At 63.6% G+C, this 23,846-nt stretch carries 20 protein-coding genes and 1 tRNA gene; 17 read left to right on the top strand and 4 right to left on the bottom strand.

The window, feature by feature from the left end; translation table 11 throughout:
* Position 1: 1 nt before the first annotated feature.
* Positions 2 to 1,108 carry a multifunctional CCA addition/repair protein gene (locus ACNFIC_RS10595; RefSeq protein ID WP_416780965.1) on the top strand — a complete coding sequence of 369 codons (1,107 nt, stop codon included), beginning with the start codon at positions 2 to 4 and terminating at the stop codon, positions 1,106 to 1,108.
* A gap of 48 nt (positions 1,109 to 1,156) precedes the next feature.
* Here ACNFIC_RS10595 and folK read toward each other — a convergent pair whose 3' ends face one another.
* The gene (folK, locus tag ACNFIC_RS10590; RefSeq protein ID WP_138220362.1) at positions 1,157 to 1,666 is read right to left on the bottom strand and encodes a 2-amino-4-hydroxy-6-hydroxymethyldihydropteridine diphosphokinase; all 510 of its coding nucleotides are present in this window, start codon (positions 1,664 to 1,666) and stop codon (positions 1,157 to 1,159) included.
* Positions 1,657 to 2,013, bottom strand: coding sequence for a dihydroneopterin aldolase (gene folB / locus ACNFIC_RS10585; RefSeq protein WP_138220363.1), 357 nt, complete (start codon positions 2,011 to 2,013; stop codon positions 1,657 to 1,659). The genes folK and folB overlap by 10 nt, the downstream gene beginning before the upstream one ends.
* Positions 2,014 to 2,087: 74 nt before the next feature.
* Here folB and plsY point away from each other — a divergent pair, with 74 nt between their 5' ends.
* The gene (gene plsY / locus ACNFIC_RS10580) at positions 2,088 to 2,657 is read left to right on the top strand and encodes a glycerol-3-phosphate 1-O-acyltransferase PlsY (RefSeq protein ID WP_138220364.1); all 570 of its coding nucleotides are present in this window, start codon (positions 2,088 to 2,090) and stop codon (positions 2,655 to 2,657) included.
* A gap of 26 nt (positions 2,658 to 2,683) precedes the next feature.
* Here plsY and tsaD read toward each other — a convergent pair whose 3' ends face one another.
* Positions 2,684 to 3,709 carry a tRNA (adenosine(37)-N6)-threonylcarbamoyltransferase complex transferase subunit TsaD gene (gene tsaD / locus ACNFIC_RS10575; RefSeq protein ID WP_138220365.1) on the bottom strand — a complete coding sequence of 342 codons (1,026 nt, stop codon included), beginning with the start codon at positions 3,707 to 3,709 and terminating at the stop codon, positions 2,684 to 2,686.
* Between the two features lie 205 nt (positions 3,710 to 3,914).
* Here tsaD and rpsU point away from each other — a divergent pair, with 205 nt between their 5' ends.
* From rpsU to ACNFIC_RS10500, 15 genes are all read left to right on the top strand, one after another.
* Complete coding sequence (gene rpsU / locus ACNFIC_RS10570; protein WP_003255575.1) at positions 3,915 to 4,130, top strand: 30S ribosomal protein S21; 216 nt, start codon at positions 3,915 to 3,917, stop codon at positions 4,128 to 4,130.
* A gap of 277 nt (positions 4,131 to 4,407) precedes the next feature.
* Positions 4,408 to 6,399, top strand: a complete 1,992-nt coding sequence (gene dnaG, locus ACNFIC_RS10565) for a DNA primase (protein WP_416780964.1) — start codon at positions 4,408 to 4,410, stop codon at positions 6,397 to 6,399.
* Between the two features lie 67 nt (positions 6,400 to 6,466).
* Positions 6,467 to 8,317, top strand: coding sequence for an RNA polymerase sigma factor RpoD (gene rpoD, locus ACNFIC_RS10560; protein WP_416780963.1), 1,851 nt, complete (start codon positions 6,467 to 6,469; stop codon positions 8,315 to 8,317).
* 119 nt (positions 8,318 to 8,436) lie between these two features.
* The gene (locus tag ACNFIC_RS10555; protein ID WP_416780962.1) at positions 8,437 to 12,180 is read left to right on the top strand and encodes a bifunctional diguanylate cyclase/phosphodiesterase; all 3,744 of its coding nucleotides are present in this window, start codon (positions 8,437 to 8,439) and stop codon (positions 12,178 to 12,180) included.
* Between the two features lie 17 nt (positions 12,181 to 12,197).
* Positions 12,198 to 12,274, top strand: a tRNA-Ile gene (locus ACNFIC_RS10550).
* A gap of 337 nt (positions 12,275 to 12,611) precedes the next feature.
* Positions 12,612 to 13,073 (top strand): Lrp/AsnC family transcriptional regulator, encoded by a 462-nt coding sequence (locus ACNFIC_RS10545; protein ID WP_138220369.1) that lies wholly within the window; start codon positions 12,612 to 12,614, stop codon positions 13,071 to 13,073.
* A 157-nt stretch (positions 13,074 to 13,230) separates the two neighbouring features.
* Positions 13,231 to 14,913, top strand: coding sequence for a flavin monoamine oxidase family protein (locus tag ACNFIC_RS10540; RefSeq protein WP_416780961.1), 1,683 nt, complete (start codon positions 13,231 to 13,233; stop codon positions 14,911 to 14,913).
* 17 nt (positions 14,914 to 14,930) lie between these two features.
* Positions 14,931 to 15,725 carry a carbon-nitrogen hydrolase family protein gene (locus ACNFIC_RS10535; protein ID WP_416780960.1) on the top strand — a complete coding sequence of 265 codons (795 nt, stop codon included), beginning with the start codon at positions 14,931 to 14,933 and terminating at the stop codon, positions 15,723 to 15,725.
* A gap of 63 nt (positions 15,726 to 15,788) precedes the next feature.
* Positions 15,789 to 18,083: a pyrroloquinoline quinone biosynthesis protein PqqF gene (gene pqqF / locus ACNFIC_RS10530; protein WP_416780959.1), complete on the top strand. Its 2,295-nt coding sequence runs from the start codon at positions 15,789 to 15,791 to the stop codon at positions 18,081 to 18,083.
* A gap of 168 nt (positions 18,084 to 18,251) precedes the next feature.
* Positions 18,252 to 18,323: a pyrroloquinoline quinone precursor peptide PqqA gene (gene pqqA, locus ACNFIC_RS10525; RefSeq protein ID WP_003243383.1), complete on the top strand. Its 72-nt coding sequence runs from the start codon at positions 18,252 to 18,254 to the stop codon at positions 18,321 to 18,323.
* Between the two features lie 77 nt (positions 18,324 to 18,400).
* Positions 18,401 to 19,312 (top strand): pyrroloquinoline quinone biosynthesis protein PqqB, encoded by a 912-nt coding sequence (pqqB, locus tag ACNFIC_RS10520; protein ID WP_138220373.1) that lies wholly within the window; start codon positions 18,401 to 18,403, stop codon positions 19,310 to 19,312.
* A gap of 27 nt (positions 19,313 to 19,339) precedes the next feature.
* Positions 19,340 to 20,077: a pyrroloquinoline-quinone synthase PqqC gene (gene pqqC / locus ACNFIC_RS10515; RefSeq protein ID WP_171030979.1), complete on the top strand. Its 738-nt coding sequence runs from the start codon at positions 19,340 to 19,342 to the stop codon at positions 20,075 to 20,077.
* A complete protein-coding gene (gene pqqD / locus ACNFIC_RS10510) occupies positions 20,074 to 20,349 on the top strand; it encodes a pyrroloquinoline quinone biosynthesis peptide chaperone PqqD (protein ID WP_138220375.1) in 276 nt (91 codons plus the stop codon). The genes pqqC and pqqD overlap by 4 nt, the downstream gene beginning before the upstream one ends.
* Positions 20,321 to 21,484, top strand: coding sequence for a pyrroloquinoline quinone biosynthesis protein PqqE (gene pqqE / locus ACNFIC_RS10505; RefSeq protein WP_416780958.1), 1,164 nt, complete (start codon positions 20,321 to 20,323; stop codon positions 21,482 to 21,484). Before pqqD ends, pqqE begins: the two co-directional genes overlap by 29 nt.
* A complete protein-coding gene (locus tag ACNFIC_RS10500; RefSeq protein ID WP_416780957.1) occupies positions 21,450 to 23,279 on the top strand; it encodes a S9 family peptidase in 1,830 nt (609 codons plus the stop codon). The genes pqqE and ACNFIC_RS10500 overlap by 35 nt, the downstream gene beginning before the upstream one ends.
* Before the next feature lie 333 nt (positions 23,280 to 23,612).
* Here ACNFIC_RS10500 and ACNFIC_RS10495 read toward each other — a convergent pair whose 3' ends face one another.
* The gene (locus tag ACNFIC_RS10495; RefSeq protein ID WP_003177654.1) at positions 23,613 to 23,771 is read right to left on the bottom strand and encodes a YqaE/Pmp3 family membrane protein; all 159 of its coding nucleotides are present in this window, start codon (positions 23,769 to 23,771) and stop codon (positions 23,613 to 23,615) included.
* Between the last annotated feature and the right edge of the window lie 75 nt (positions 23,772 to 23,846).

The following is a 23,846-nucleotide window of genomic DNA, read 5'->3' as shown; positions in this document are numbered from 1 at the left end:
CATGCAGATCTACAAGGTTGGCGGCGCCGTGCGCGACCGCCTGCTCGGCCGCGCGGTCAGCGATATCGACTGGCTGGTGGTCGGCGCCACCGTCGAGCAGATGCAGGCCAAGGGCTTTCGCCCGGTGGGCGCTGATTTTCCGGTTTTTCTCCACCCGCGTACGGGCGAGGAATACGCCCTCGCCCGTACCGAACGCAAAAGCGGGCGCGGGTACGGCGGTTTCACGTTCCATGCCAGCCCTGATGTCACCCTCGAACAAGACCTTATCCGCCGCGACCTGACCATCAATGCCATGGCCGAGGACGAGCACGGCCAGCTGTACGATCCCTATCAGGGCAAGGCCGACCTGGAAAGCCGCATTCTGCGCCACGTTTCACCGGCGTTCGCCGAAGATCCCTTGCGTGTACTGCGCGTCGCCCGCTTCGCCGCACGCTACGCCCCGCTGGGTTTCCACGTGGCTGACGACACCCTCGCCCTCATGCGCCAGATCAGTGAATCGGGCGAGTTGCAGGCACTGACCGCCGAACGCAGTTGGAAGGAGATCGAGCGGGCACTGCTGGAAAGCGAGCCCCAGGTCTTTTTCGAGGTGCTGGAGCGCTGCGGCGCCTTGCACGAACTCATGCCCGAACTGGAGCACAGCCTCGAATCACTGGCGACGCTACAACAGGCCGCCCAGCAACAGCAGCCGCTGGCAGTACGCTGGGCGTGCTTGTTGCGCGAGCTGGAACCTGCGGCGATCAAGGCGCTCAACCAGCGCTTCAAGGCGCCGCGCGAATGCCAGGAGCTGGCGGTGCTGGTGGGTGAGTTTGCCGAGAAGGCTGACAGTGCACTGTCACTGACACCTGTTGAGCTACTGGAGATGCTGCAGAAATTCGATGTGTATCGGCGGCCGCAGCGCTTTGAGGACTTTATCGCCGCATGCGAGGCGGCAGCGCTGGGGCATGACCAACCCGGTTATCCACAGGCTGAGTACCTGCGCGGGGCTGCGGCAGCGGCGCGCAACGTGGATGTGCAGCCGTTGGTACGGGCCGGGCTCACCGGCCAAGCCCTGGGTGAGGCGCTCAAAGGTGAGCGACTGAGCGCGCTCAAGGCTTACAGAATGGGCTGACGCTAGCAGCCTCTTCGCGGGCTTGCCCGCGAAGAGGCTGGTACAGGCTCACATCGGGGTCAGTTGCAACCCACGCCATTCGAACGGCACCGGCGCCAGCACCTGCTCGATGCGCGCCTCTTGCCACAACTGCGCCATCGACTTGCCCACCTCCGGGTGCACCAGCTCGGGCGCCAGCAGCGACAGCGGCCAGAGTACGAAGGCGTTCTTCAGTATCTCGGCGCGTGGCAACACCAGCCCGTTGAATGTGCCATGTAGCTCGTCATACATCAGCACGTCGATATCCAATGGCAAGCCTTTGCGCTCAGGCGCATAGCGACCATTGTCAGCCTCGATGAACTTGAGCCGGCGATCGAGTTCCAGCAAGGGCAAGTCGGTCTTGCCACACACCACCAGGTTGAGGAACGGCCCACTCTTGATCCCCACCGGCTGGCTTTCGAATACCGTGGAACAGTGCATGTCGCTCAACATGCCCGCCAGGGCATCGAGGCCCGCGCACAGGTGCCGCTCGCGGTCGATATTGCTGCCCAGCCCGAGGTAAACCGTACTCAGAGACATCCGCGCTCGATCTCCACGCCTACACCACCACGGGCCGCCGGCACAGCGCCCGGCTTGGTCAGCTTCAAGCGCACCCAAGGAATGTCGAACTCGGCCATCAGCACGGCCACCAAACGCTCGGCGAAGGTCTCGACCAACTCGAAGCGGGCCTGCTCGGCAAAGGCCTGGATCCGCGCTGACACGCTGGCATAGTCCAGCGCCAGGGCCAGGTCGTCACCGGCCGCTGCCGGGCGGTTGTCCCAGGCGAAACTCAGGTCCAGGCGCAGGCACTGGCGAATATCCCGCTCCCAGTCATAGGCACCGATGACGGTATCGACTTCCAGGCCTTCGATGAACACTCTGTCCAAGCACTTCTCTCCACAGCACGACAAGGGCGACGGGCGCCGTTAGAATCAGGGCGTCCTCGCCCGGAATAGTTAGCATGTTTTGGTCACTGGCGCTGCTTGCCTACCTGCTTGGCTCTGTGTCCTTCGCCATCGTCCTGAGCCGCCTCAATGGCAGCCCCGACCCACGTTCCTGTGGCTCGGGCAACGCGGGCGCGACCAACATGCTGCGTCTGGCAGGCCGCAAACTGGCGATCCTCACCCTGCTCGGCGATCTGTGCAAGGGCCTGTTGCCCGTGCTGCTGGCACGCCTGGCCGGGCTCGACCTGCAAGCGCAAGCCTGGGTCGGGGTTTGCGCGGTACTGGGCCACCTGTTCCCGCTGTACTTCCGCTTCCAGGGCGGCAAGGGCGTCGCCACCGCCGCCGGCATGCTCATGGCGTTGTATTTCCCGGCAGCGCTGCTGGCCATCGGCGCATGGCTGCTGACCTTCTGGCTGACCCGCACCAGCTCGCTGGCGGCGCTGATCGCCACGCCCCTGATCCTGCCTCTGCTGGCCTGGCGCGAGCCTGCGGCCCTGCTGCCGATGAGCGTACTGACGGTCATGATCGTCTGGCGTCACCGCAGCAACCTACGTGACCTGTTCGCCGGGCGCGAACGGCATTTCTGACACGCCGCGCCCACAACCACTGACTTTCAGACCGGCGGCAACTGCTCCATCGGCCAGCGTGCCTGCACGCTGATTGCCAGGTCTTGTTGCTGTCCGGCCAACAGGCGCTGGCAGCCGGCATAAGCGATCATCGCGCCGTTGTCGGTGCAAAAACGCGGGCGGGCGTAATAAACATTGCCCTTGATACTGTCCAGCATCGCCTCGAGCGAGGTACGCAGGGCCTGATTGGCACTCACCCCACCGGCAATGACCAAGCGCTTGAGGCCGGTCTGCTTGAGGGCGCGCTTGCACTTGAAGGTGAGAGTCTCCACCACGGCCTGTTGGAAGGCCAGCGACACGTCGCAACGGGTTTGTTCGTTGTCGTCTCCGGCATCGCGGCACTGCTGCCAGGTGTTCAAGGCAAAGGTCTTGAGACCACTGAAGCTGAATTGCAAACCTGGGCGGTCGCACATCGGACGTGGGAACACGAAGCGCCCCGGCGTACCCTGCTCGGCCAAACGGGCGATCTCGGGGCCGCCCGGATAATTGAGCCCGATCAGCTTGGCGGTCTTGTCGAAGGCCTCGCCAGCGGCATCGTCCAGGCTCTCGCCGAGCAACTCATAGCGACCGATACCATCGACACGCACCAGCTGGGTGTGCCCACCGGAGACCAACAAAGCGACGAACGGAAACGCTGGCGGCTGCTCTTCGAGCATCGGCGCCAGCAAATGGCCTTCCATATGGTGCACGCCAATGGCCGGAATATCCCAGGCGAACGCCAGGGCCTGGGCGCACGAGGCCCCCACCAGCAGCGCACCGACCAGGCCAGGACCTGCGGTGTAGGCGATGGCGTCGATATCTGCAGCGACGCGGTCGGCCTCCTGCAACACCTGGCGGATCAGCGGCAGCATGCGCTTGACGTGATCGCGCGAGGCAAGCTCCGGCACCACGCCGCCATAGACGCGGTGCAGGTCGATTTGACTGAACAGCGCATCGGCCAACAGGCCGCGTTCACTGTCGTATAATGCGACACCGGTTTCGTCGCAGGATGTTTCTAATCCCAGTACTAGCATGGGTCCGTGCCTTGTGGAGGCTGAATTCGAAGGCGCGCATGATAGTCCCCGTACCCTGTGCCGACCAGCGGTTTTCGATCAGAGGCTTTGCATTCCGGCCAGCTAAGGGTTAACATCCGCAACCCTTGAAAACCGACGTTCTCCAGCACACCTTATGTTTTGCCAGGAGCACGTCTACCCCGGTAATGAATTAAGGTAGCCCTGGATGCCAGCCGTCAAAGTTAAAGAGAACGAACCCTTCGACGTAGCTCTGCGTCGTTTCAAGCGCTCCTGCGAAAAAGCCGGTGTACTGGCTGAAGTTCGTAGCCGCGAGTTTTACGAGAAGCCGACCGCCGAGCGTAAGCGCAAAGCCGCTGCCGCTGTTAAGCGTCACGCCAAGAAAGTTCAGCGCGAACAGCGCCGCGCCGTTCGTCTGTACTAATACAGACGTTCTTCGCAAAGCTTCTGCCAAGCCCGGCCTCGTGCCGGGTTGATGGTAGCGGTTGCTTCAAGCCCTAGGCCATGCGCCTTGGGTGCCCCGGCAAAAGCCATGGGCAATCTGCAACAACGCGTCAGAACTGGTCTTTGACCAGGCGTGCACGTCCTTTCTGACGAGCCATTCGTGGCTGGTGACGAGCACACACCCTCTCCTGCAAAACCCCACGCCAAACCCGCGCACAAGCGTTTAGACTTGCCAGTTGCCAGATGACGAGGCTGCCATGGCCGGGCTGATTCCCCAAAGTTTCATCGATGATCTTCTGAACCGCACCGACATCGTCGATGTGGTGAGTTCGCGCGTCCAACTCAAGAAGACCGGCAAGAATCTCTCCGCCTGCTGCCCGTTCCACAAGGAAAAATCCCCTTCCTTCACCGTCAGCCCCGACAAGCAGTTCTACTACTGCTTCGGTTGCGGTGCCGGTGGCAACGCACTCGGCTTCATCATGGACCACGACAACCTGGATTTTCCCCAGGCCGTCGAGGAACTGGCCCGAGCCGCCGGCATGGAAGTGCCCCGCGAGGAGGGCAGGCGTGGACAAAAGCCCCGACAGCCGGTCGATTCGCCCCTATACCCGCTGCTCGAAGCCGCCACTGAGTTCTACCGCCAGGCCCTGCGCAGCCATCCGACCCGCAAAGCCGCGGTGGCGTACCTCAAGGGCCGCGGGCTGTCGGGGGAAATCGCCCGCGACTTCAGCCTGGGTTTCGCCCCACCCGGCTGGGACAACCTGCTCAAGCACCTGGGCGCCGATAGCCTGCAACAGAAGGTGATGATCGACGCCGGACTGCTGATCGAGAACGCCGAAAGCGGCAAGCGCTATGACCGCTTCCGCGACCGGGTGATGTTCCCTATCCGCGACAGCCGCGGCCGGGTGATCGCCTTCGGCGGTCGGGTACTGGGCGACGACAAGCCCAAGTACCTGAACTCCCCGGAAACCCCGGTATTCCACAAAGGCCAGGAGCTGTACGGCCTGTACGAGGCGCGCAAGCACAACCGCAACCTCGACGAGATCATCGTGGTCGAGGGCTACATGGACGTGATCGCCCTGGCCCAACAGGGCCTGCGCAATGCCGTGGCCACCCTCGGCACGGCCACCAGCGAGGAGCACCTCAAGCGACTGTTTCGCGTGGTGCCCAGCGTGCTGTTCTGTTTCGACGGCGACCAGGCCGGCCGCAAGGCCGCCTGGCGCGCCCTGGAATCGACGCTGTTGAGCCTGCAAGACGGACGCCGCGCGCGCTTTCTGTTCCTGCCCGAAGGCGAGGACCCGGACAGCCTCGTACGCGCCGAAGGCACCGACGCCTTCCTGGCACGCATCAACCAGCACGCACAGCCCCTGGCGGACTACTTCTTCGAGCAACTGAGCAGCGAGGCCGATCCGCGCTCGCTCGAAGGCAAGGCACACATGGCAACCCTCGCGGCGCCGCTGATCGAGCAAGTACCTGGCGCCAATCTGCGCCAGTTGATGCGCAACCGCCTGCGAGAAATTACCGGGCTCGATCCACAGCAGGTGGAGCAACTGGCGCAAAAGGCGCCAGCCAGCAACAGCGTACCGAACTACGACCCTGGCTACGACTATGACGCCATGGCCAGCTACGCGCCAGACTACGGCGATATGCAGCACATGCCCGACTACGCCCCGGCGAGCCAGGAGCAACCGGCCTGGACACCCCACAAAGGCGGCGGCAAGAAGTCGTGGGATGGCAAGCCGTGGGACAAGAAAGGCGGTAAGCCCTGGCGCCGCGATGGCCAGCGCGACGAAGCCCCACCGCGGGTGCCGGCGCCGGTGGAGCCGCCGACCCTGTCAGCGCTGCGCACCCTGCTGCACCACCCGCTGCTGGCCGGCAAGGTCGACGACGCAAGTCATTTTGCCGACGAAGAGCAGCTCTACAGCCAGTTGCTGGTGGCCCTGATCGAGGCCGCACAGAAGAATCCTAAGCTAAGCTCAATGCAGCTGATCGCACGCTGGCACGGAACCGAGCAAGGCCGCTTGCTGCGGGCGCTGGCCGAAAAGGAATGGCTGATCGATGCCGACAACCTTGAACAACAGTTTTTCGACACTATAACTAGCTTGACCGCCCGCCAGCGCGAGCGAAGCCTGGAACAATTGCTGAGGAAATCGCGTCAAAGCGAGTTGAGCACAGAGGAAAAATCCCAGCTGCTCGCCCTACTCAGTCGGAATGTTCCCGCACAAAACCCGACCTCATCTGGCGCGTGAGGTCCATGCTCGGGTATAATCCTCGGCTTGTTTTTTGCCCGCCAAGACCTTCAGTGGATAGGGTGTTATGTCCGGAAAAGCGCAACAGCAATCTCGTATCAAAGAGTTGATCACCCGCGGTCGTGAGCAGGGCTACCTGACTTACGCGGAGGTCAACGACCACCTGCCTGAGGATATTTCAGATCCGGAACAGGTGGAAGACATCATCCGCATGATCAACGACATGGGGATCAACGTATTCGAGAGTGCTCCGGATGCGGATGCCCTGTTGTTGGCGGAAGCCGACACCGACGAAGCCGCAGCCGAAGAAGCCGCAGCCGCGTTGGCTGCAGTCGAAACCGATATCGGCCGCACGACCGACCCTGTGCGCATGTACATGCGCGAAATGGGTACCGTCGAGCTGCTGACCCGCGAAGGCGAAATCGAAATCGCCAAGCGTATCGAGGAAGGCATTCGTGAAGTCATGGGCGCTATCGCCCACTTCCCGGGCACCGTCGACCACATCCTCGGCGAATACGACCGCGTCACCACCGAAGGTGGCCGCCTCTCCGACGTCCTCAGCGGTTACATCGATCCTGACGACAACATCGCCGCGCCGACCGAAGAGGTGCCGATCCCAGGCGCCAAGGCCGCTGCCGCGAAGGAAGAAGAGGACGAGGAAGAAGACAGCGAAGAGAGCAGCGACGACGAGGAAGAGACCGAGAGCGGTCCGGACCCGGAAGTTGCCCGTCAGCGCTTCGGCGCCGTCGCCGACCAGCTCGCGATTACCCTCAAGGTATTGAAGAAGCACGGTCGCAGCCACGCCGACAGCATCGCAGCGATGCAGGCACTGGCCGACCTGTTCATGCCGATCAAGCTGGTACCCAAGCAGTTCGATGCGCTGGTAGAGCGCGTGCGCGGTGCTCTGGACCGCCTGCGCCAGCAAGAGCGTGCGATCATGCAGCTGTGCGTGCGTGACGCGCGTATGCCGCGTGCCGACTTCCTGCGCCTGTTCCCGAGCAACGAGACCGACCAGACCTGGTCCGGCGACCTCGCCAAGCGCAACACCAAATGGGCTGCCGCCCTGGGTGAGAAAGACGCCGCGATCGTCGCATGCCAGCAGAAACTGATCGACCTTGAGACCGAAACCGGCCTGACCGTCGCCGAGATCAAGGAAATCAACCGTCGCATGTCGATCGGCGAGGCCAAGGCCCGCCGCGCCAAGAAAGAAATGGTCGAGGCGAACCTGCGTCTGGTGATTTCCATCGCCAAGAAGTACACCAACCGTGGCCTGCAGTTCCTCGACCTGATTCAGGAAGGCAACATCGGTCTGATGAAGGCGGTGGACAAGTTCGAATACCGTCGTGGCTACAAGTTCTCGACCTACGCTACCTGGTGGATTCGCCAGGCGATCACCCGCTCAATTGCCGACCAGGCGCGCACCATCCGAATTCCGGTGCACATGATCGAGACCATCAACAAGCTCAACCGCATTTCCCGCCAGATGTTGCAGGAAATGGGTCGTGAACCGACCCCGGAAGAGCTGGGTGAGCGCATGGAGATGCCTGAGGACAAGATCCGCAAGGTCCTGAAGATCGCCAAAGAGCCGATCTCCATGGAAACCCCGATCGGTGACGACGAAGATTCGCACCTGGGCGACTTCATCGAGGACTCCACCATGCAGTCCCCGATCGATGTGGCCACGGTCGAAAGCCTCAAGGAAGCGACCCGTGACGTGCTCTCGGGCCTGACCGCACGCGAAGCCAAAGTGCTGCGCATGCGTTTCGGTATCGACATGAACACCGACCACACCCTCGAAGAGGTCGGCAAGCAGTTCGACGTGACCCGCGAGCGGATCCGTCAGATCGAAGCCAAGGCGCTGCGCAAGCTGCGCCACCCGACGCGAAGCGAGCACCTACGCTCGTTCCTCGACGAGTGATGAACAACCCCGGCACACGCCGGGGTTTTTTTATCCGCAAAAAGGTCGCGTACAGGGCCTACCCGGCCCGCCTGCCCGTCTACACTCGACGTCAGACCCCCCTGATTCGAGAGGCCGTTATGCCCCTGATGCCGGCCCTTCTGTTGGTGTTCCTGTGCCTGTGGAACACAACGGCCGGCGCGCTTGCCCTGACTGACGAGGAAAAAGCCTGGCTCGGTGCCCATCCGCAGTTGCGCCTTGGCGTAGATGCGTCCTGGCCACCGTTCGAGTTTCGCGACCAGGAAGGTCGCTACCAGGGATTGGCCGCCGATTACATCGCATTGATTCAGGAGCGTTTGGGCATCACGCTCAAGCCTGTCGAGCCGAGCAGTTGGACAGAAGTGCTCGAACAGGCGCGCAGCAACCAGATCGACCTGCTGCCCGGCATCATGTCCACGCCTGAGAGGCAGAATTACCTGGCCTTCACGCGCCCCTACCTGGACTTTCCGATCGTCATTCTCGCCCACTCCGGCGCAGCCCAGCCACGCAACCTCAAGGACCTGTATGGCTTGAAGATCGCGGTGGTCGAGAACTACGCACCCCACGAGCTGCTGCGCACCCACCACCCCGACCTCAACCTAGTGGCCATGCCCAACGTCAGCTCCGCGCTGCAAGCCTTGGCCACCGATGAAGTGGACGCAGTGGTGGGCGACCTGGCCTCGAGCATCTGGAGCCTGCGCCAGCTCAAGCTCGACGGCCTGTATGTCAGCGGCGAGACGCCCTACCGCTACCAGCTGGCCATGGCCGCACCACGCGAGCAAAAGATCCTGGTGGGCATCCTCGACAAAGTCATGGCCGACATGAGCAGTGCCGAGGTCAGCCAGATCCAGCAACGCTGGGTGGGCAATGTGGTCGACCAGCGCAGCTTCTGGAACGACATGCTGATATACGGCCTACCAACGGCCGTGCTGTTGATGAGCGTGCTGATCGTGGTGATCCGCATCAACCGCAGGCTCAGCTCCGAGATTTCACGGCGCATCGCTCTGGAGCAGGAGCTGCGCAGCAGCGAGTATCACTACCGGGGCCTGATCGAAAGCCTCTCCGCCATCGCCTGGGAAGCCGACGCCAACGACTTCACCTACAGCTATGTCTCGCCGCATGCCGAGGACCTGCTCGGCTACCCGCTGGCCGAATGGCTCAAGCCCGGTTTCTGGCGCAGCATCCTGCACCCTGAAGATGCGTTGTGGGCCCAGGCGTTCTGCGACAGCGAGACCGCCGCTGGCCGCGACCACAGCCTTGACTATCGGGTGATCCGCGCCGATGGCCACGCCCTGTGGGTACGCAACATCGTCAGCATGATCCAGCACGGCCCCAAACCGCTGATGCGCGGCCTGATGATCGACATCAGCGAAACCAAGAAGACCGAGGATGCCCTGCGCCTGTCGGAACAGAAGTTCGCCTCGGTATTCCAGCAATGCCCCGACATCCTGGTGATTGCCCGGCACAGCGACGGCTGTCTGCTCGAAGTGAACGAAGCCTTCGAGGAGCAAATCGGCCTGAGCCCCGGTCAGGTTCTCGGGCGCACGGCCACCGAGCTGGACCTGTGGGGCGAGAACGGTACTGGCCCACTGTTGCTCGAACGCCTGCAACGCGGTGGTATCCGCAACATGGAAATGACCTTCCGGCGCAGCAATGGGCAACTGTTCACCGGCCTGACCTCGGCCGAAACCTTCGACTTGGATGGCAACCAGGCCTTCGTGGTCGCGGTGCGCGACATCAGCCAGCTCAAGGAAACCCAGGAGCAGTTGCAGATTTCCGAAGAAAAATTCGCCAAGGCCTTCCACGCCTCTCCAGACGGCTTGCTGTTGTCGCGCCAGAGCGACGGCTTGCTGCTGGAGGTGAACGAAGGCTTCTGCCGCCTGACCGGCTACAACATCACACCCACGGTCGACCAGACCTCGCTCGACCTTGGGATCTGGGTCGACCTGAACGAACGCCAGCGCTTAGTCGACGGCCTTCAGCGCGAGGGCTTCGTGCGCGACTTCAGTTGCCACATTCGCCGCAGCGACGGCCAGATCCGCCTGTGCGAGCTGTCCGCCCGACCTCTGCCAATTGGCGGGGTCGACTGTATGCTGACCATCGCCCGCGACATTACCGAACGCCACCTGATGCAGGAGAAACTGCAACTGGCCGCCACGGTGTTCGAAAACACTGCCGAAGGCGTGCTGATCACAGACCCCGACCAACGCATCAGCGCGGTCAACCGCGCGTTCAGCGAAATCACCGGCTACAGCGAGATCGAAGCCCTCGGCCAGACCCCGCGCCTGCTCGCCTCCGGCCAGCACGACAGCGCATTCTACGCCGCCATGTGGCATCAGCTGAATGCCGAAGGTCACTGGCAAGGCGAGATCTACAACAAGCGCAAGAACGGCGAGCTGTACCCCGGCTGGCTGACCATCAGCGCGGTGCGCAACCACGAGCGCGAGACCACCCACTTCGTTGCCGTGTTCGCGGATATCTCCAGCCTCAAGCACGCCCAGGCCAAGCTCGACTACCAGGCCCACCACGACCCACTGACCGGCCTGCCCAACCGCACCTTGTTCGAAAACCGCCTACAGGCCGCCTTGGCCTGTGCGCAGGCGTCCAACCGTCAGGGCGCGGTGCTGTTCCTCGACCTCGACCGTTTCAAGCACATCAACGACAGCCTCGGCCATCCGGTCGGCGACCTGCTGCTCAAGGGCATCGCCCAGCGCCTCAAGGAACAGGTGCGCGACGTCGACACCGTGGCCCGTCTGGGCGGCGACGAGTTCATCATCCTGCTGCCCGGCCTGCACAAGCCCAGTGACGCCAGCGCCATCGCCAACAAGCTGCTGGCCTGCTTCCACGCCCCGTTCCAGGCAGGCGAGCACGAGTTCTTCACCAGCGCCAGTATCGGGATCAGCCTGTATCCACAGGACGGCGCCGACACCGCCGAGCTGATCCGCAATGCCGATGCCGCGATGTACCGCTCCAAAGCTAAGGGCCGCAACCGGGTAGAGGCCTACACCCGCGACCTCACCGCCCAGGCCAGCGAGCGCATAGCCCTGGAACACGAACTGCGCCGCGCCATCGAGCGCAACGAGATGAGCCTGAGCTTCCAGCCCAAGTTCAGCCTCAAGACCCAATCCCTGGTCGGCGCCGAAGCGCTCGTGCGCTGGACCCACCCGACCTTCGGCGAAGTGCCACCCGAGCAGTTCATTCACCTGGCCGAAGAGAACGGCACCATCCTGCAACTCGGCGACTGGGTGCTCGAGCAGGCCTGCCGGCAGATGCACACCTGGAAACGCACCTACTGCCCCTTCGGCCCGCTGTCGATCAACCTGGCCGGTGCCCAGTTGCGCCAACCCAACCTGGCCAAGCGCATAGAACAGTTGCTCAAGACCTATCAACTCAAGGCCGGCGACCTGCAACTGGAGATCACCGAAAACTTCATCATGAGCCAGGCCGAGGAAGCGCTGAGCGTGCTGTATCAGCTCAAGCAGCTTGGCGTACAGCTGGCCATCGACGATTTCGGCACTGGTTATTCTTCGCTCAGTTACCTCAAGCGCCTGCCGCTGGATATCCTGAAGATCGACCAATCGTTCATTCGCGGCCTACCCGACGACCCCCACGACGCCGCCATCGCCCGCGCGATCATTGCCCTGGGCCGCAGCATGCAGCTGACCATCATCGCCGAGGGCGTGGAGAACCAGGCCCAGCAACGTTTCCTCGCCGCCGAAGGCTGCGCACAGATCCAGGGCTACATCGTCAGCTTGCCGCTCCCCCCCGAGGAGTTTGCCGCGACCTTCCTGCGCATAGCACTATCGGATCTTTCAGATGGCACACGATCGAAACCGTCGTTATAATCCGGCGCTCCTACTGAGGGCCTATAGCTCAGTCGGTTAGAGCAGAGGACTCATAATCCTTTGGTCCACGGTTCGAGTCCGTGTGGGCCCACCAAACGACCGAAGCCGCGCTACTGCGCGGCTTTTGCGTTTCTGAACCCACTTTGGCAGCCACCTACGGCAATGTGCCTTTAGCACACTCGTTCTATTTTCTCCCTCGATACCCCGCTACAGAATCCCGTGCAGCGCTTGGGTACTGGATCGAGGGCCTGACCGGGAGCAGCTATTCGCCCTGCTCCGCAACTGCCGCGCCGACCAGCGCCGCACGTTGAACAGGACACCTTGCTCAACTGACAGCGCCCGCTGACTACCGCCAGCCCCCACGACAACAGCGAGTGCTGGCGACAGCCGTCGATTGCGATAGGCTAGCGGTCCGAATTCAGGGACCTACCATGCCGGCCACTTCCACCATCACCCTCGACGAGATCGACCGTCAGCTGATCGCGCTGCTGCAAATCAACGCACGCGAAAGCGTCGCTACCCTCGCCCGTCACCTCGGTATCGCACGCACCACGGTGAACTCGCGCCTGGAGCGCCTCGAACGGCACAAGGTCATCACCGGTTATGGCGTGCGCCTGGGCCAGCGCCTGGTCGGGGGTGGGCTGCAAGCCTACGTCGGCATCAAGGTGCAACCGCGCTCGGGCAAGGACATCGTCCGCCACCTCAGCGCCATGGGCCAAGTCCAGCAGCTCTGCGCGGTCAGTGGCGAGTTCGACTACGTGGCCTGGCTGCACAGCGATTCGCCCGAGCAACTGGACCAATTGCTCGATCAGATCGGCAGCCTCGACGGCGTGGAGAAAACCACCACGTCGATCATCCTCAGCAGCAAGGTGGACCGTGGGCAGCCGAGCTGACGATTTGCCATAAAAGTCATTCATAACGACGAAACAATCAACATATCGACAGCACTCTGCCTCTTATTTACGAACACCCCGCTGCCTAAAATGACCTCCAGGCATTTTCTATACTCAGGCTCCGCCCCCCTGCGCAGCCCTCTGGCAAGGTCATTTCATGAACAAGAACAACCGCCACCCCGCCGACGGCAAGAAGCCCATCACGATCTTCGGCCCGGACTTTCCGTTCGCCTTCGACGACTGGCTGGAACACCCGGCCGGGCTGGGCAGCATCCCGCCCGAGCGGCACGGGGAAGAGGTGGCGATCGTTGGCGGCGGGATTGCTGGGCTGGTGGCGGCTTACGAATTGATGAAGCTAGGCCTCAAGCCTGTGGTGTACGAGGCCTCGAAACTCGGTGGCCGGCTGCGCTCGCAAGTATTCAACGGCACCGATGGCATCGTCGCCGAGTTGGGGGGCATGCGTTTCCCGGTGTCTTCGACGGCCTTCTATCACTACGTCGACAAACTGGGGCTTGAGACCAAGCCATTCCCCAACCCGCTCACCCCCGCCTCGGGCAGCACGGTGATCGACCTGGAAGGCCAGACCTATTACGCCGAAAAAGCCGCCGACCTGCCGGCGCTGTTCCATGAAGTGGCCGATGCCTGGGCCGACGCACTGGAGAGCGGCGCGCAGTTCAGCGAGATCCAGCAGGCCATCCGCGAGCGCGACGTACCGCGCCTCAAGGCCCTGTGGAACACACTGGTGCCGCTGTGGGACGACCGCACCTTCTACGACTTCGTCGCCACCTCGCGTTCGTTCGCCAAGCTGAGCTTCCAGCACCGCGAGGTGTTCGGCCAGGTCGGCTTTGGCACCGGGGGCTGGGATTCGGATTTCCCCAACTCGATGCTGGAGATCTTCCGCGTGGTCATGACCAACTGCGACGATCACCAGCATCTGGTGGTGGGCGGGGTCGAGCAAGTGCCCCAAGGCATCTGGCGCCATGTGCCACAGCGCTGCGCTCACTGGCCGGCCGGCACCAGCCTCAGCGGGCTGCACGGCGGCGCGCCGCGTACCGGGGTCAAGCGCATCGCCCGCGCCAGTGACGGTCGCCTGGCGGTCACCGACAACTATGGCGACGTGCGTCACTACGCCGCCGTGCTCATTACCTGCCAGAGCTGGCTGCTGACCACGCAGATCGACTGCGAGGAGTCGCTGTTCTCGCAGAAGATGTGGATGGCCCTGGACCGTACCCGCTACATGCAGGCGTCGAAGACCTTCGTGATGGTGGATCGGCCATTCTGGAAGGACAAGGACCCGCAGACCGGGCGCGACCTGATGAGCATGACCCTCACCGATCGCCTCACCCGCGGCACTTACCTGTTCGACAACGGCGACGACAAACCGGGGGTGATCTGCCTGTCCTACGCCTGGATGAGCGATGCCCTGAAGATGCTGCCGCACCCCACCGAAAAGCGCGTACAACTGGCCCTCGATGCACTGAAAAAGATCTACCCCAAGACCGACATCGCCGGGCATATCATCGGTGACCCGATCACCATCTCGTGGGAGGCCGACCCCTACTTCCTGGGCGCTTTCAAGGGTGCACTGCCGGGCCACTACCGCTACAACCAGCGCATGTATGCGCACTTCATGCAGCAGGACATGCCGGCCGAGCAGCGTGGCATGTTCATCGCTGGTGACGATGTGTCATGGACACCGGCTTGGGTGGAAGGCGCAGTGCAGACATCGTTGAATGCGGTGTGGGGTATCATGACCCACTTCGGTGGCCGGACCCACCCGGACAACCCAGGACCGGGCGATGTGTTCGACGACATCGGGCCAATCGCTCTGGCCGACTGAACCCAAGGAGTCGTCGCATGCGCATCGCCCTGTACCAGGGCCACCCCGGCCCGCTGGACGTTCCCGGCAACCTCGTACGCCTGCGCCAGCAGGCCGAATATGCCGCCGCGCGTGGTGCCCAGTTGCTGGTGTGCCCGGAGATGTTCCTGAGCGGCTACAACATCGGCCTGGCACAGGTGAGCCGCCTGGCTGAGCCTGCCGACGGTCGGTCGGCACTGGCGGTGGCGGAGATCGCCCAGGCCCAGCGCATCGCCATCGTTTACGGCTACCCCGAGCGGGCCGGCGACGGCGCGCTGTACAACAGCGTGCAACTGATCGACGCCCAGGGTCGCAGCCTGTGCAACTACCGCAAGACCCACCTGTTCGGCACGCTCGACCGGGCTATGTTCAGCCCTGGCGCCAATCACTTCCCAGTGGTCGAGCTAGACGGCTGGAAGGTCGGCATGCTGATCTGCTACGACATCGAGTTCCCGGAGAACGCGCGGCGCCTAGCCTTGGCCGGTGCCGAGCTGATCCTGGTCCCAACGGCGAACATGGCGCCTTACGATTTCGTCTGCCAGGTGACCGTGCGCTCGCGGGCGCAGGAAAACCAGTGTTACCTGGTGTACGCCAACTATTGTGGTGCAGAGGGCGACATCCACTATTGCGGCCAGAGCAGCATCGTCGGGCCAGACGGCAGTCAGCTGGCGCTGGCCGCGCAAGAACCAGGCCTGCTGCTGGCAGACATTGAGCGTGAGCGCGTGGCACGTGGGCGCGAGGCATTCCCGTATCTGGCTGACCTGCGCCAGGATCTGCATTGGCGCCAGCGCTGAAAAGCTCGTCGCCGGATACGCTGCGCACTGGTTCCAGACACGGCCGCGCGCTAGCATTCGCCCATGCCCGATGCCATTCGCCACATCACTCTGCCCAACGGCTTGCAGCTCACCCTGCGGCATGCCCCGCGCCTCAAGCGCGCGGCCGCGGCGTTGCGGGTCCACGCGGGCAGCCATGACGCCCCGCGTCGCTGGCCGGGCCTGGCGCACTTTCTCGAACACCTGTTCTTTCTAGGCACGCCACGCTTTCCACTGGAAGACGGCTTGATGCGTTACGTCCAAGGCCTGGGCGGCCAGGTGAACGCCAGCACCCGCGAGCGCACCACCGACTACTTTTTCGAAGTTCCACCCAACGCCCTAGGCGGCGGGCTGGAGCGCCTGTGCCAAATGCTTGCCGAGCCGGACCTGTCGCTCGCCCGCCAGCGTCGCGAGCGCGAGGTGATTCACGCCGAATTCATCGCCTGGTCGCGCAACCCCGAAGCGCAGCGCCAGTTCGCCCTGTTGCAGGCAGTCTCGCCCCGTCATCCGCTATGCGCCTTCCACGCTGGCAACCGCTACACCCTGGCGTTGGGTGACGCCGCCTTTCAGCAGGCGCTGGCGCGGTTCCATCACGACTTCTACCAAGGCGGGCAACTCGTCCTCAGCCTGGCCGGCCCGCAAGCCCTGGATGAATTGGAACAACTTGGCAGACAGTACGCAGTGCTCTTCAGAGCAGGGCGACGGGCTGTGCAAAAAAGCCCGCCGCCGCTGCTCGACGGGCCGCTGCGCAGCGACGCGCTGCTGTTCGCCCACGATCACCTGCCACCCGGCGCACAGCACGCACTCGACCTGCTGCTGAGCCACCTCACCGACACCCGCGCCGGCGGCTGGCTGGCCGAACTGGACCTGCGAGGCTGGCTGCGCGAGTGCACGGCGCACACACTGCATGCGCATGCTGGGCAACTGCTGTGGCACATCGCGCTGCAACTGACCGAGCAGGCCTCGCATACCCAGGCACAAGCCCTGCTACACGGCTGGCTGGGCTTTCTCCAGCGACAGGATCTCCTACACCTCAATCACGCCTACGCACAAGTGCAACAGCGCCGTGCCCAGGCCGCAGAGGCCCTGGAGCTGGCGCGCAGAGACAGTGAAGGGCGGCCGTTCGCCGGATTGGATGCGCATGGCCTGAAGGCCCTCGAAGCCCTGCTAAGCGACCTGCCCCAAGGCACTGACGGCCACTGGCGGCTGCCAGGCGAAGAACCGTTGCTGGACACCGCCCACCTGGCTGCCAGCGCGCCACTCCCGGCGAGCCTGAGCCTCAGTGACGGTTTGCCGTGTACGCGTCAGTTCGCAGCGCTGTACCTGCGTTGGCAGATCCCCTCGCCGCTGCGCGCGCGCCTGCTGTTGATCCTGCAAAGCGCCCTACGACCGCTGCAGACGCGTGCCGAGCGTGCCTCACTGCAACTGAACCTGAGCGCCGCTGGCGAGCACTGGGAGTTACGCATCGCTGGGGATCCGCTGTCTGTGATCCGGGCGACGGCTGAAGCACTGGCGCTGTTGCGCGCTCCGGCTGCCGAGCACTGGCACCGCGAAGCGGCGGCCGAACCTGCGCTGATTCCACTGCGGGCGCTGCTCAAAGCCTTGCCCGATGCACTACATGCCTACGATCCACCCACACCGCCAGCCTGCCAACCGACACAAGCATCGCTGGACGGCCTCTGGCAGCAGGCCCGCTGGCACGGCCTGGCCATAGGCTTCGACAACGCCCAGCTCGGCGCCCTGGGGGCCGCACTGAAAGGCGTCATGGGCCAGCCGGGCGAGCCCTGCGCGGTTCGTTCGCCTGCAGGTCGGCGCTGGCAGCAAGTGCACGTGCCGGGCAGTGAAGCGGCGCTGTTGCTGTTCTGTCCGTTGCCAGAGGCACTCCAAGCCGCCGGACGCCTGCTCGCGCAGTTGCTGCAAGGCCCGGTTTACCAACGTCTACGGGTTGAGTTGCAATTGGGCTATGCGGTGTTCAGCACCTTTCGTCAGATCGACGGCGTCGGCGGGTTGCTGTTCGGGGTGCAGTCGCCCCGCGGCAGTCACGCGCAAATCCTCGATCACCTGTTGACGCTGCTGGGTGAGGGCATCGGCCTGAACGCTGCGGCCCGCGAGCAACTGGCCAAGCAATTCGACGAGGCCGCCATGCCTAACGCGGAGGTGGCGCAATGGGCCTGGCAAGCGCACATTGGGAAACACAATTCAGACCTCTCCTGCATCAGCACGTCTATCCTGAAGCTTGAGCAGCCCTCGCTGGACGCGTTGTTGCAGCAACTGATCAGTGCCCGCCACGGCTGGCTCTGTCTAGCCAATGCCCACGCACCGGACGCTCGCTGGCAGTAAGAGCCCCACGGATTGTTACCTGAAATGTAACGGCGCTTTTCGAAGAATTAACCTTTCAGTACATTCAATTCTTGTAAGATAGCGCAATCTTGTTTTTTGGACCCTTCTGCTAAACGCGGTGTCCATAGACAGTCATTCAACCCAAACCCATCCCGAAGGAGACATCCCATGTGGACCAAACCTGCGTACACCGACCTGCGTATCGGCTTCGAAGTCACCATGTACTTCGCCAACCGCTAAGCAGCGCTGCGGTTCGACGCCTCGGCCTGCCGGGGCGTTTTCGTTTTCGGATTGGGTTTTTCGGATAGAGAGTGGCCATGTACATCCAGATTCTCGGCTCAGCAGCCGGTGGTGGGTTCCCGCAGTGGAACTGCAACTGCGTCAACTGCAAGGGTTACCGCGAGGGCAGCTTGCGCGCCACGGCGCGCACCCAATCGTCCATCGCCCTGTCCGATGATGGCGAGCATTGGATCCTGTGCAACGCCTCCCCCGATATCCGCGCCCAGCTCCAGGCCTTCGCTCCGCTGCAGCCGGCCCGTGCGCTGCGCGATACCGGCATCGACGCCATCGTCCTGCTGGACAGCCAGATCGACCACACCACTGGCCTGCTCAGCCTGCGCGAGGGCTGCCCACACAAGGTCTGGTGCACCGACATGGTCCACCAGGACCTGACCACCGGTTTCCCCCTGTTCAACATGCTCAGCCACTGGAACGGTGGCCTGCAATGGAACCGCATCGAGCTGCACGGCAGCTTCGTCATCGACGCCTGTCCGAACCTGCGCTTCACGCCCTTCCCGCTGCGCAGTGCCGCACCGCCCTACTCGCCGCACCGCTTCGACCCGCACCCAGGCGACAACCTTGGCCTGCTGGTCGAGGACACCCGCACAGGCGGCAAGCTGTTCTATGCGCCGGGCCTGGGCCAGGTCGACGACTCGCTGCTGCAAATGATGCACGGCGCCGACTGCCTGCTGGTGGACGGTACGCTCTGGGAGGATGATGAAATGCAGCGGCGAGGCGTGGGCACCCGCACCGGCCGCGAGATGGGCCACCTGGCGCAGAACGGCCCGGGCGGCATGCTCGAAGTGCTGGACGGTTTCCCGCGCCAGCGCAAGGTGCTCATTCACATCAACAACACCAACCCGATCCTCGATGAAGACTCGCCAGAGCGCGCCGAAGTCGAGCGCCGTGGCGTGGAAGTCGCGTTCGACGGCATGAGCATCGCGCTATAAGGAGGCCCTGTGAGCGACGCAACACCGATGTCCCCGGCCGAGTTCGAGCAGGCCCTGCGCGCCAAGGGCGCCTACTACCACATCCACCACCCGTACCATGTGGCGATGTACCAAGGCCGCGCCACCCGTGAGCAAATTCAGGGCTGGGTGGCCAACCGCTTCTATTACCAAGTCAACATTCCCATGAAGGACGCGGCGATCCTGGCTAACTGCCCGGACCGCGAAGTACGCCGGGAGTGGATCCAGCGCCTGCTCGACCACGACGGCGCCCCTGGCGAGGACGGCGGCATCGAGGCATGGCTACGCCTGGGGCAGGCCGTGGGTCTGGACCCAGACCAGTTGCGCAGCCAGGAACTGGTGCTGCCCGGCGTGCGCTTCGCGGTCGATGCCTACGTCAACTTCGCCCGCCGCGCCAGCTGGCAAGAGGCCGCCAGCAGCTCGCTGACCGAGCTGTTCGCCCCGCAGATCCATCAGTCGCGCCTGGACAGCTGGCCGCAGCACTACCCCTGGATCGACCCGGCCGGCTACGCCTACTTCCGTACCCGCCTGGGCCAAGCCCGACGCGACGTGGAGCATGGCCTGGCAATCACCCTGCAGCACTACACCACTTATGCAGGCCAGCAGCGCATGCTGGAGATCCTGCAATTCAAGCTGGATATCCTGTGGAGCATGCTCGATGCCATGAGCATGGCCTATGAACTGAACCGCCCGCCGTACCACAGCGTCACCCACGAGCGGGTCTGGCACAAGGGAATCGCCCTATGAGTCTTGACCGTCAACAAGTGCCTAGCTGGCGCCCGGGCTATCGTTTCCAGTACGAACCGGCGCAGAAAGGCCACGTGCTGCTGTACCCCGAAGGCATGATCAAGCTCAACGACAGCGCCGGATTGATCGGCGGCCTGATCGATGGCCAGCGCAGCGTCGCGGCAATCATCAGCGAGCTGGAACAGCAATTCCCCGGTGTGCCCGAAGTCGCTGACGATATCGAGCAATTCATGGAGGTGGCGCGTGCCGAACACTGGATCACCCTCGCCTGAGGCCAGCGTGCCCCGCGATCAGATCGGCCTGCCGTTGTGGTTGCTGGCCGAGCTTACCTACCGCTGCCCACTGCAGTGCCCGTACTGCTCCAACCCGCTGGACTTCGCCCAGCAGGGCCAGGAGCTGAGCACCGAGCAGTGGTTCAAGGTCATGGCCGAAGCCCGCGAGATGGGCGCGGCGCAGATCGGTTTCTCCGGCGGCGAGCCGTTGGTGCGCCAGGACCTTGTCGAGCTGATCGGCGAAGCGCGGCGCCTGGGCTACTACACCAACCTGATCACCTCGGGCATCGGCCTGACCGAACAGAAGATCGGCGCCTTCAAAGAGGCCGGGCTGGACCACATCCAGATCAGCTTCCAGGCCAGTGATGAGCAGGTGAACAACCTGCTGGCAGGCTCGAAGAAAGCCTTCGCGCAAAAGCTGGAGATGGCCCGGGCGGTGAAAGCCCACGGCTATCCGATGGTGCTCAACTTCGTCACCCACCGGCACAACATCGACAAGATCGACCGCATCATCGAGCTGTGCATCGCACTGGAGGCGGACTTCGTCGAGTTGGCCACCTGCCAGTTCTACGGCTGGGCGCACCTCAACCGCCTCGGGCTGCTGCCGACCCGCGAGCAACTGCAACGTGCCGAACGCATCACCAACGAGTACCGCGAGAAGCTCAAGGCAGACGGTCATCCGTGCAAGCTGATCTTCGTCACCCCGGACTACTACGAAGAACGCCCCAAGGCGTGCATGAACGGCTGGGGCAGCCTGTTCCTGACCATCACCCCCGACGGCACCGCCCTGCCCTGTCACGGCGCGCGTCAGCTACCAGTGCAGTTCCCCAACGTACGTGAGCATGACTTGCAGCACATCTGGTACGACTCGTTCGGTTTCAACCGCTTCCGTGGATACGATTGGATGCCCGAACCGTGCCGCTCGTGCGACGAGAAAGAGAAGGACTTCGGCGGCTGCCGCTGCCAGGCATTCATGCTCACCGGCGATGCCAGCAAGGCGGACCCGGTGTGCGGCAAGTCGCCAGACCATGGCATCATCCTCAAGGCCCGCGAAGAAGCCGAGCACGCCACCTTGGAGATCGAACAGATGATTTTCCGTAATGAACGAAACGCCAATGTCATCGCCCGAGGCTGAATTCAGTGCCGCCCAGGCGGTGGCTGCCGGCACCGATTTCGCTGAACTCAAGGTCAGCATCGACGGGTTGTTCTGGCTCGAATTCCGCCCCGCCGACGGCGCTTGCCGGGTCTGGCACTGGCTCTACCACCAGGCCCGCTGCCTGACCCCGGACGGCTTCAGCGTGCGCAGCCGGGTGTATGAATATGGCGGCGGCAGCTTCTGCCTGGGCGCTGACGGACTGGTGTTCGTCAACGAGAAGGACCAGCAGCTCTACACCCAGAACCTGGACGGCTCGGCGCCACGTGCACTGACCGCCGCCAGCGACTGCCGCTACGGCGATGTACAGTGGCACGCCGGACAAGTGCTGGCAGTCGAGGAACGGCATGCCGAACAGGTGGAACACCGCCTGGTGGCACTAGCCGAGGGCACGCGCGTGATCGTAGCCGAAGGGGCCGACTTCTATGCAGCCCCCACGCTGAGCGAGGATGGCAGCCGGCTGGCCTGGATCGAATGGGACCGCCCCGCCCAACCCTGGACCTTCACCCGCCTGATGTGCAGCACGCGCGATAGCGCTGGCCACTGGGGCCCTGCGCGCTGCGTTGCCGGGCACCAAGAGTCACTGCAACAGCCCCGCTTCGATGCCGCTGGACGGCTGTATTGTCTGTCTGATCGCAACGGTTTCTGGCAACCCTGGGGTGAAGTCGATGGGCACTGGCAAGCGCTACCTGCCGCCGCTGCCGACCATGCGGGCGCGCCGTGGCAACTGGGCGCCAGCACTTGGATCGCTTTGGGGCCAGAGCACTACCTGGCCAGTTGGTTCGAGGCGGGCTTCGGGCAACTCGGCCTGCGCCAGCCCGATGGCCACACCCAGCGCTATGCCAGCGCCTACACCCGTTTCCGTAGCCTGGCCATGGATGGCGAGCAGCTCTACGCCATCGCCGCCTCCCCGATCAGCCCACCTGCGGTGATCGCCATCGACCGGCGCAGCCATGCGGTGAGCATCCTGGCTGGCGGCGCCGAAGTGCTGCCAGCCTCACGTATCAGCCAACCACAGCCGATCCACTACCCCAGCGGCGATAGCCAGGCCCACGGGTTCTTCTATCCGGCAATGACCGGCCAGGGACCATCGCCGCTGGTACTGTTCATACACGGCGGGCCCACGTCGGCCTGCTACCCGGTCCTCGACCCGCGCATCCAGTACTGGACCCAGCGCGGCTTCGCCGTGGCCGACCTCAATTACCGCGGCAGCAGTGGCTATGGTCGAGCCTATCGCCAGGCCCTGCACCTGCGCTGGGGCGAAGCCGATGTGCAGGATGCCTGCGCGGCAGTCACGCACCTGGCAGGCCTTGGCCTGATCGATCCGCAGCAAGCCTTCATCCGTGGCGGTAGCGCAGGCGGCTACACCACCCTCTGCGCCCTGGCCTTCCATACGGTGTTCCGCGCCGGTGCCAGCCTGTATGGGGTCAGTGACCCGTTGGCACTGAGCCGTACCACGCACAAGTTCGAAGGCGACTATCTGGACTGGCTGATCGGCGACCCCGAGCACGACGCTGCGCGCTACCGCCAGCGCACGCCGCTGCTGCATGCTCAGCGCATCAGCGCGCCGGTGATCTTCTTTCAGGGGGAACTGGATGCGGTGGTGGTGCCCGAACAGACCCGCAGCATGCTGGCGGCGCTCAAAGCCAATGGCATCCGCGCCGAGGGACATTTCTACGCGCACGAGCGCCATGGCTTTCGCCAGGCGGCCAACCTGGCCCATGCGCTGGAAGAGGAGTGGAAGTTCTATTGCAAGGTGCTGGCTGACCCCGTGTAGGAGATTACCCAGCCCTTTGGGCTGCGCTGTCGCGCAGAGAACTGACTTCGCAAGCGCGCCGCGCCCCCTGTGGGAGCGGCGGTTCGGCGCCCCGACTTGCCCGCGAACACCGGCGAAGCCGGTGCCATACACTGAGTCGCCTGCTTCGCGGGCAAGCCCGCTCCCACAGAGCCTTGCTAAATCAACAAGTTATGTGCAGCTCCATGAGCGGCCCTGTGTCGCGAAGGGCTGCGAAGCAGCCCCGGCGATGTCATATGATGCTTAAGTCCTAGGGCTGCCGCGCCCCTCTTTCCGATCGGTCCGGCAAGGCCGCTCCACAAGTGATGTGTCAAGTCACCGTTTGGCGATGATGTACACCGCATGCACGATCCCCGGGATGTATCCCAGCAAGGTCAGCAGAATGTTCAGCCAGAAGGCCCCGCCGAAGCCGACCTGGAGAAACACACCCAGCGGCGGCAAGAGGATGGCGATGATGATGCGAATGAAGTCCATGCGTTACGCTCCTTGAAGGGTTACTTCACAGACCCGCCGTACAGCCCAGAGGTTCCACCCTTGCACAACGCGCAA

The organism is Pseudomonas sp. NY15463, from assembly GCF_048068415.1.
Classification (GTDB): domain Bacteria; phylum Pseudomonadota; class Gammaproteobacteria; order Pseudomonadales; family Pseudomonadaceae; genus Aquipseudomonas; species Aquipseudomonas mosselii_C.
This window is presented reverse-complemented; position numbering and strand designations above follow the sequence as displayed.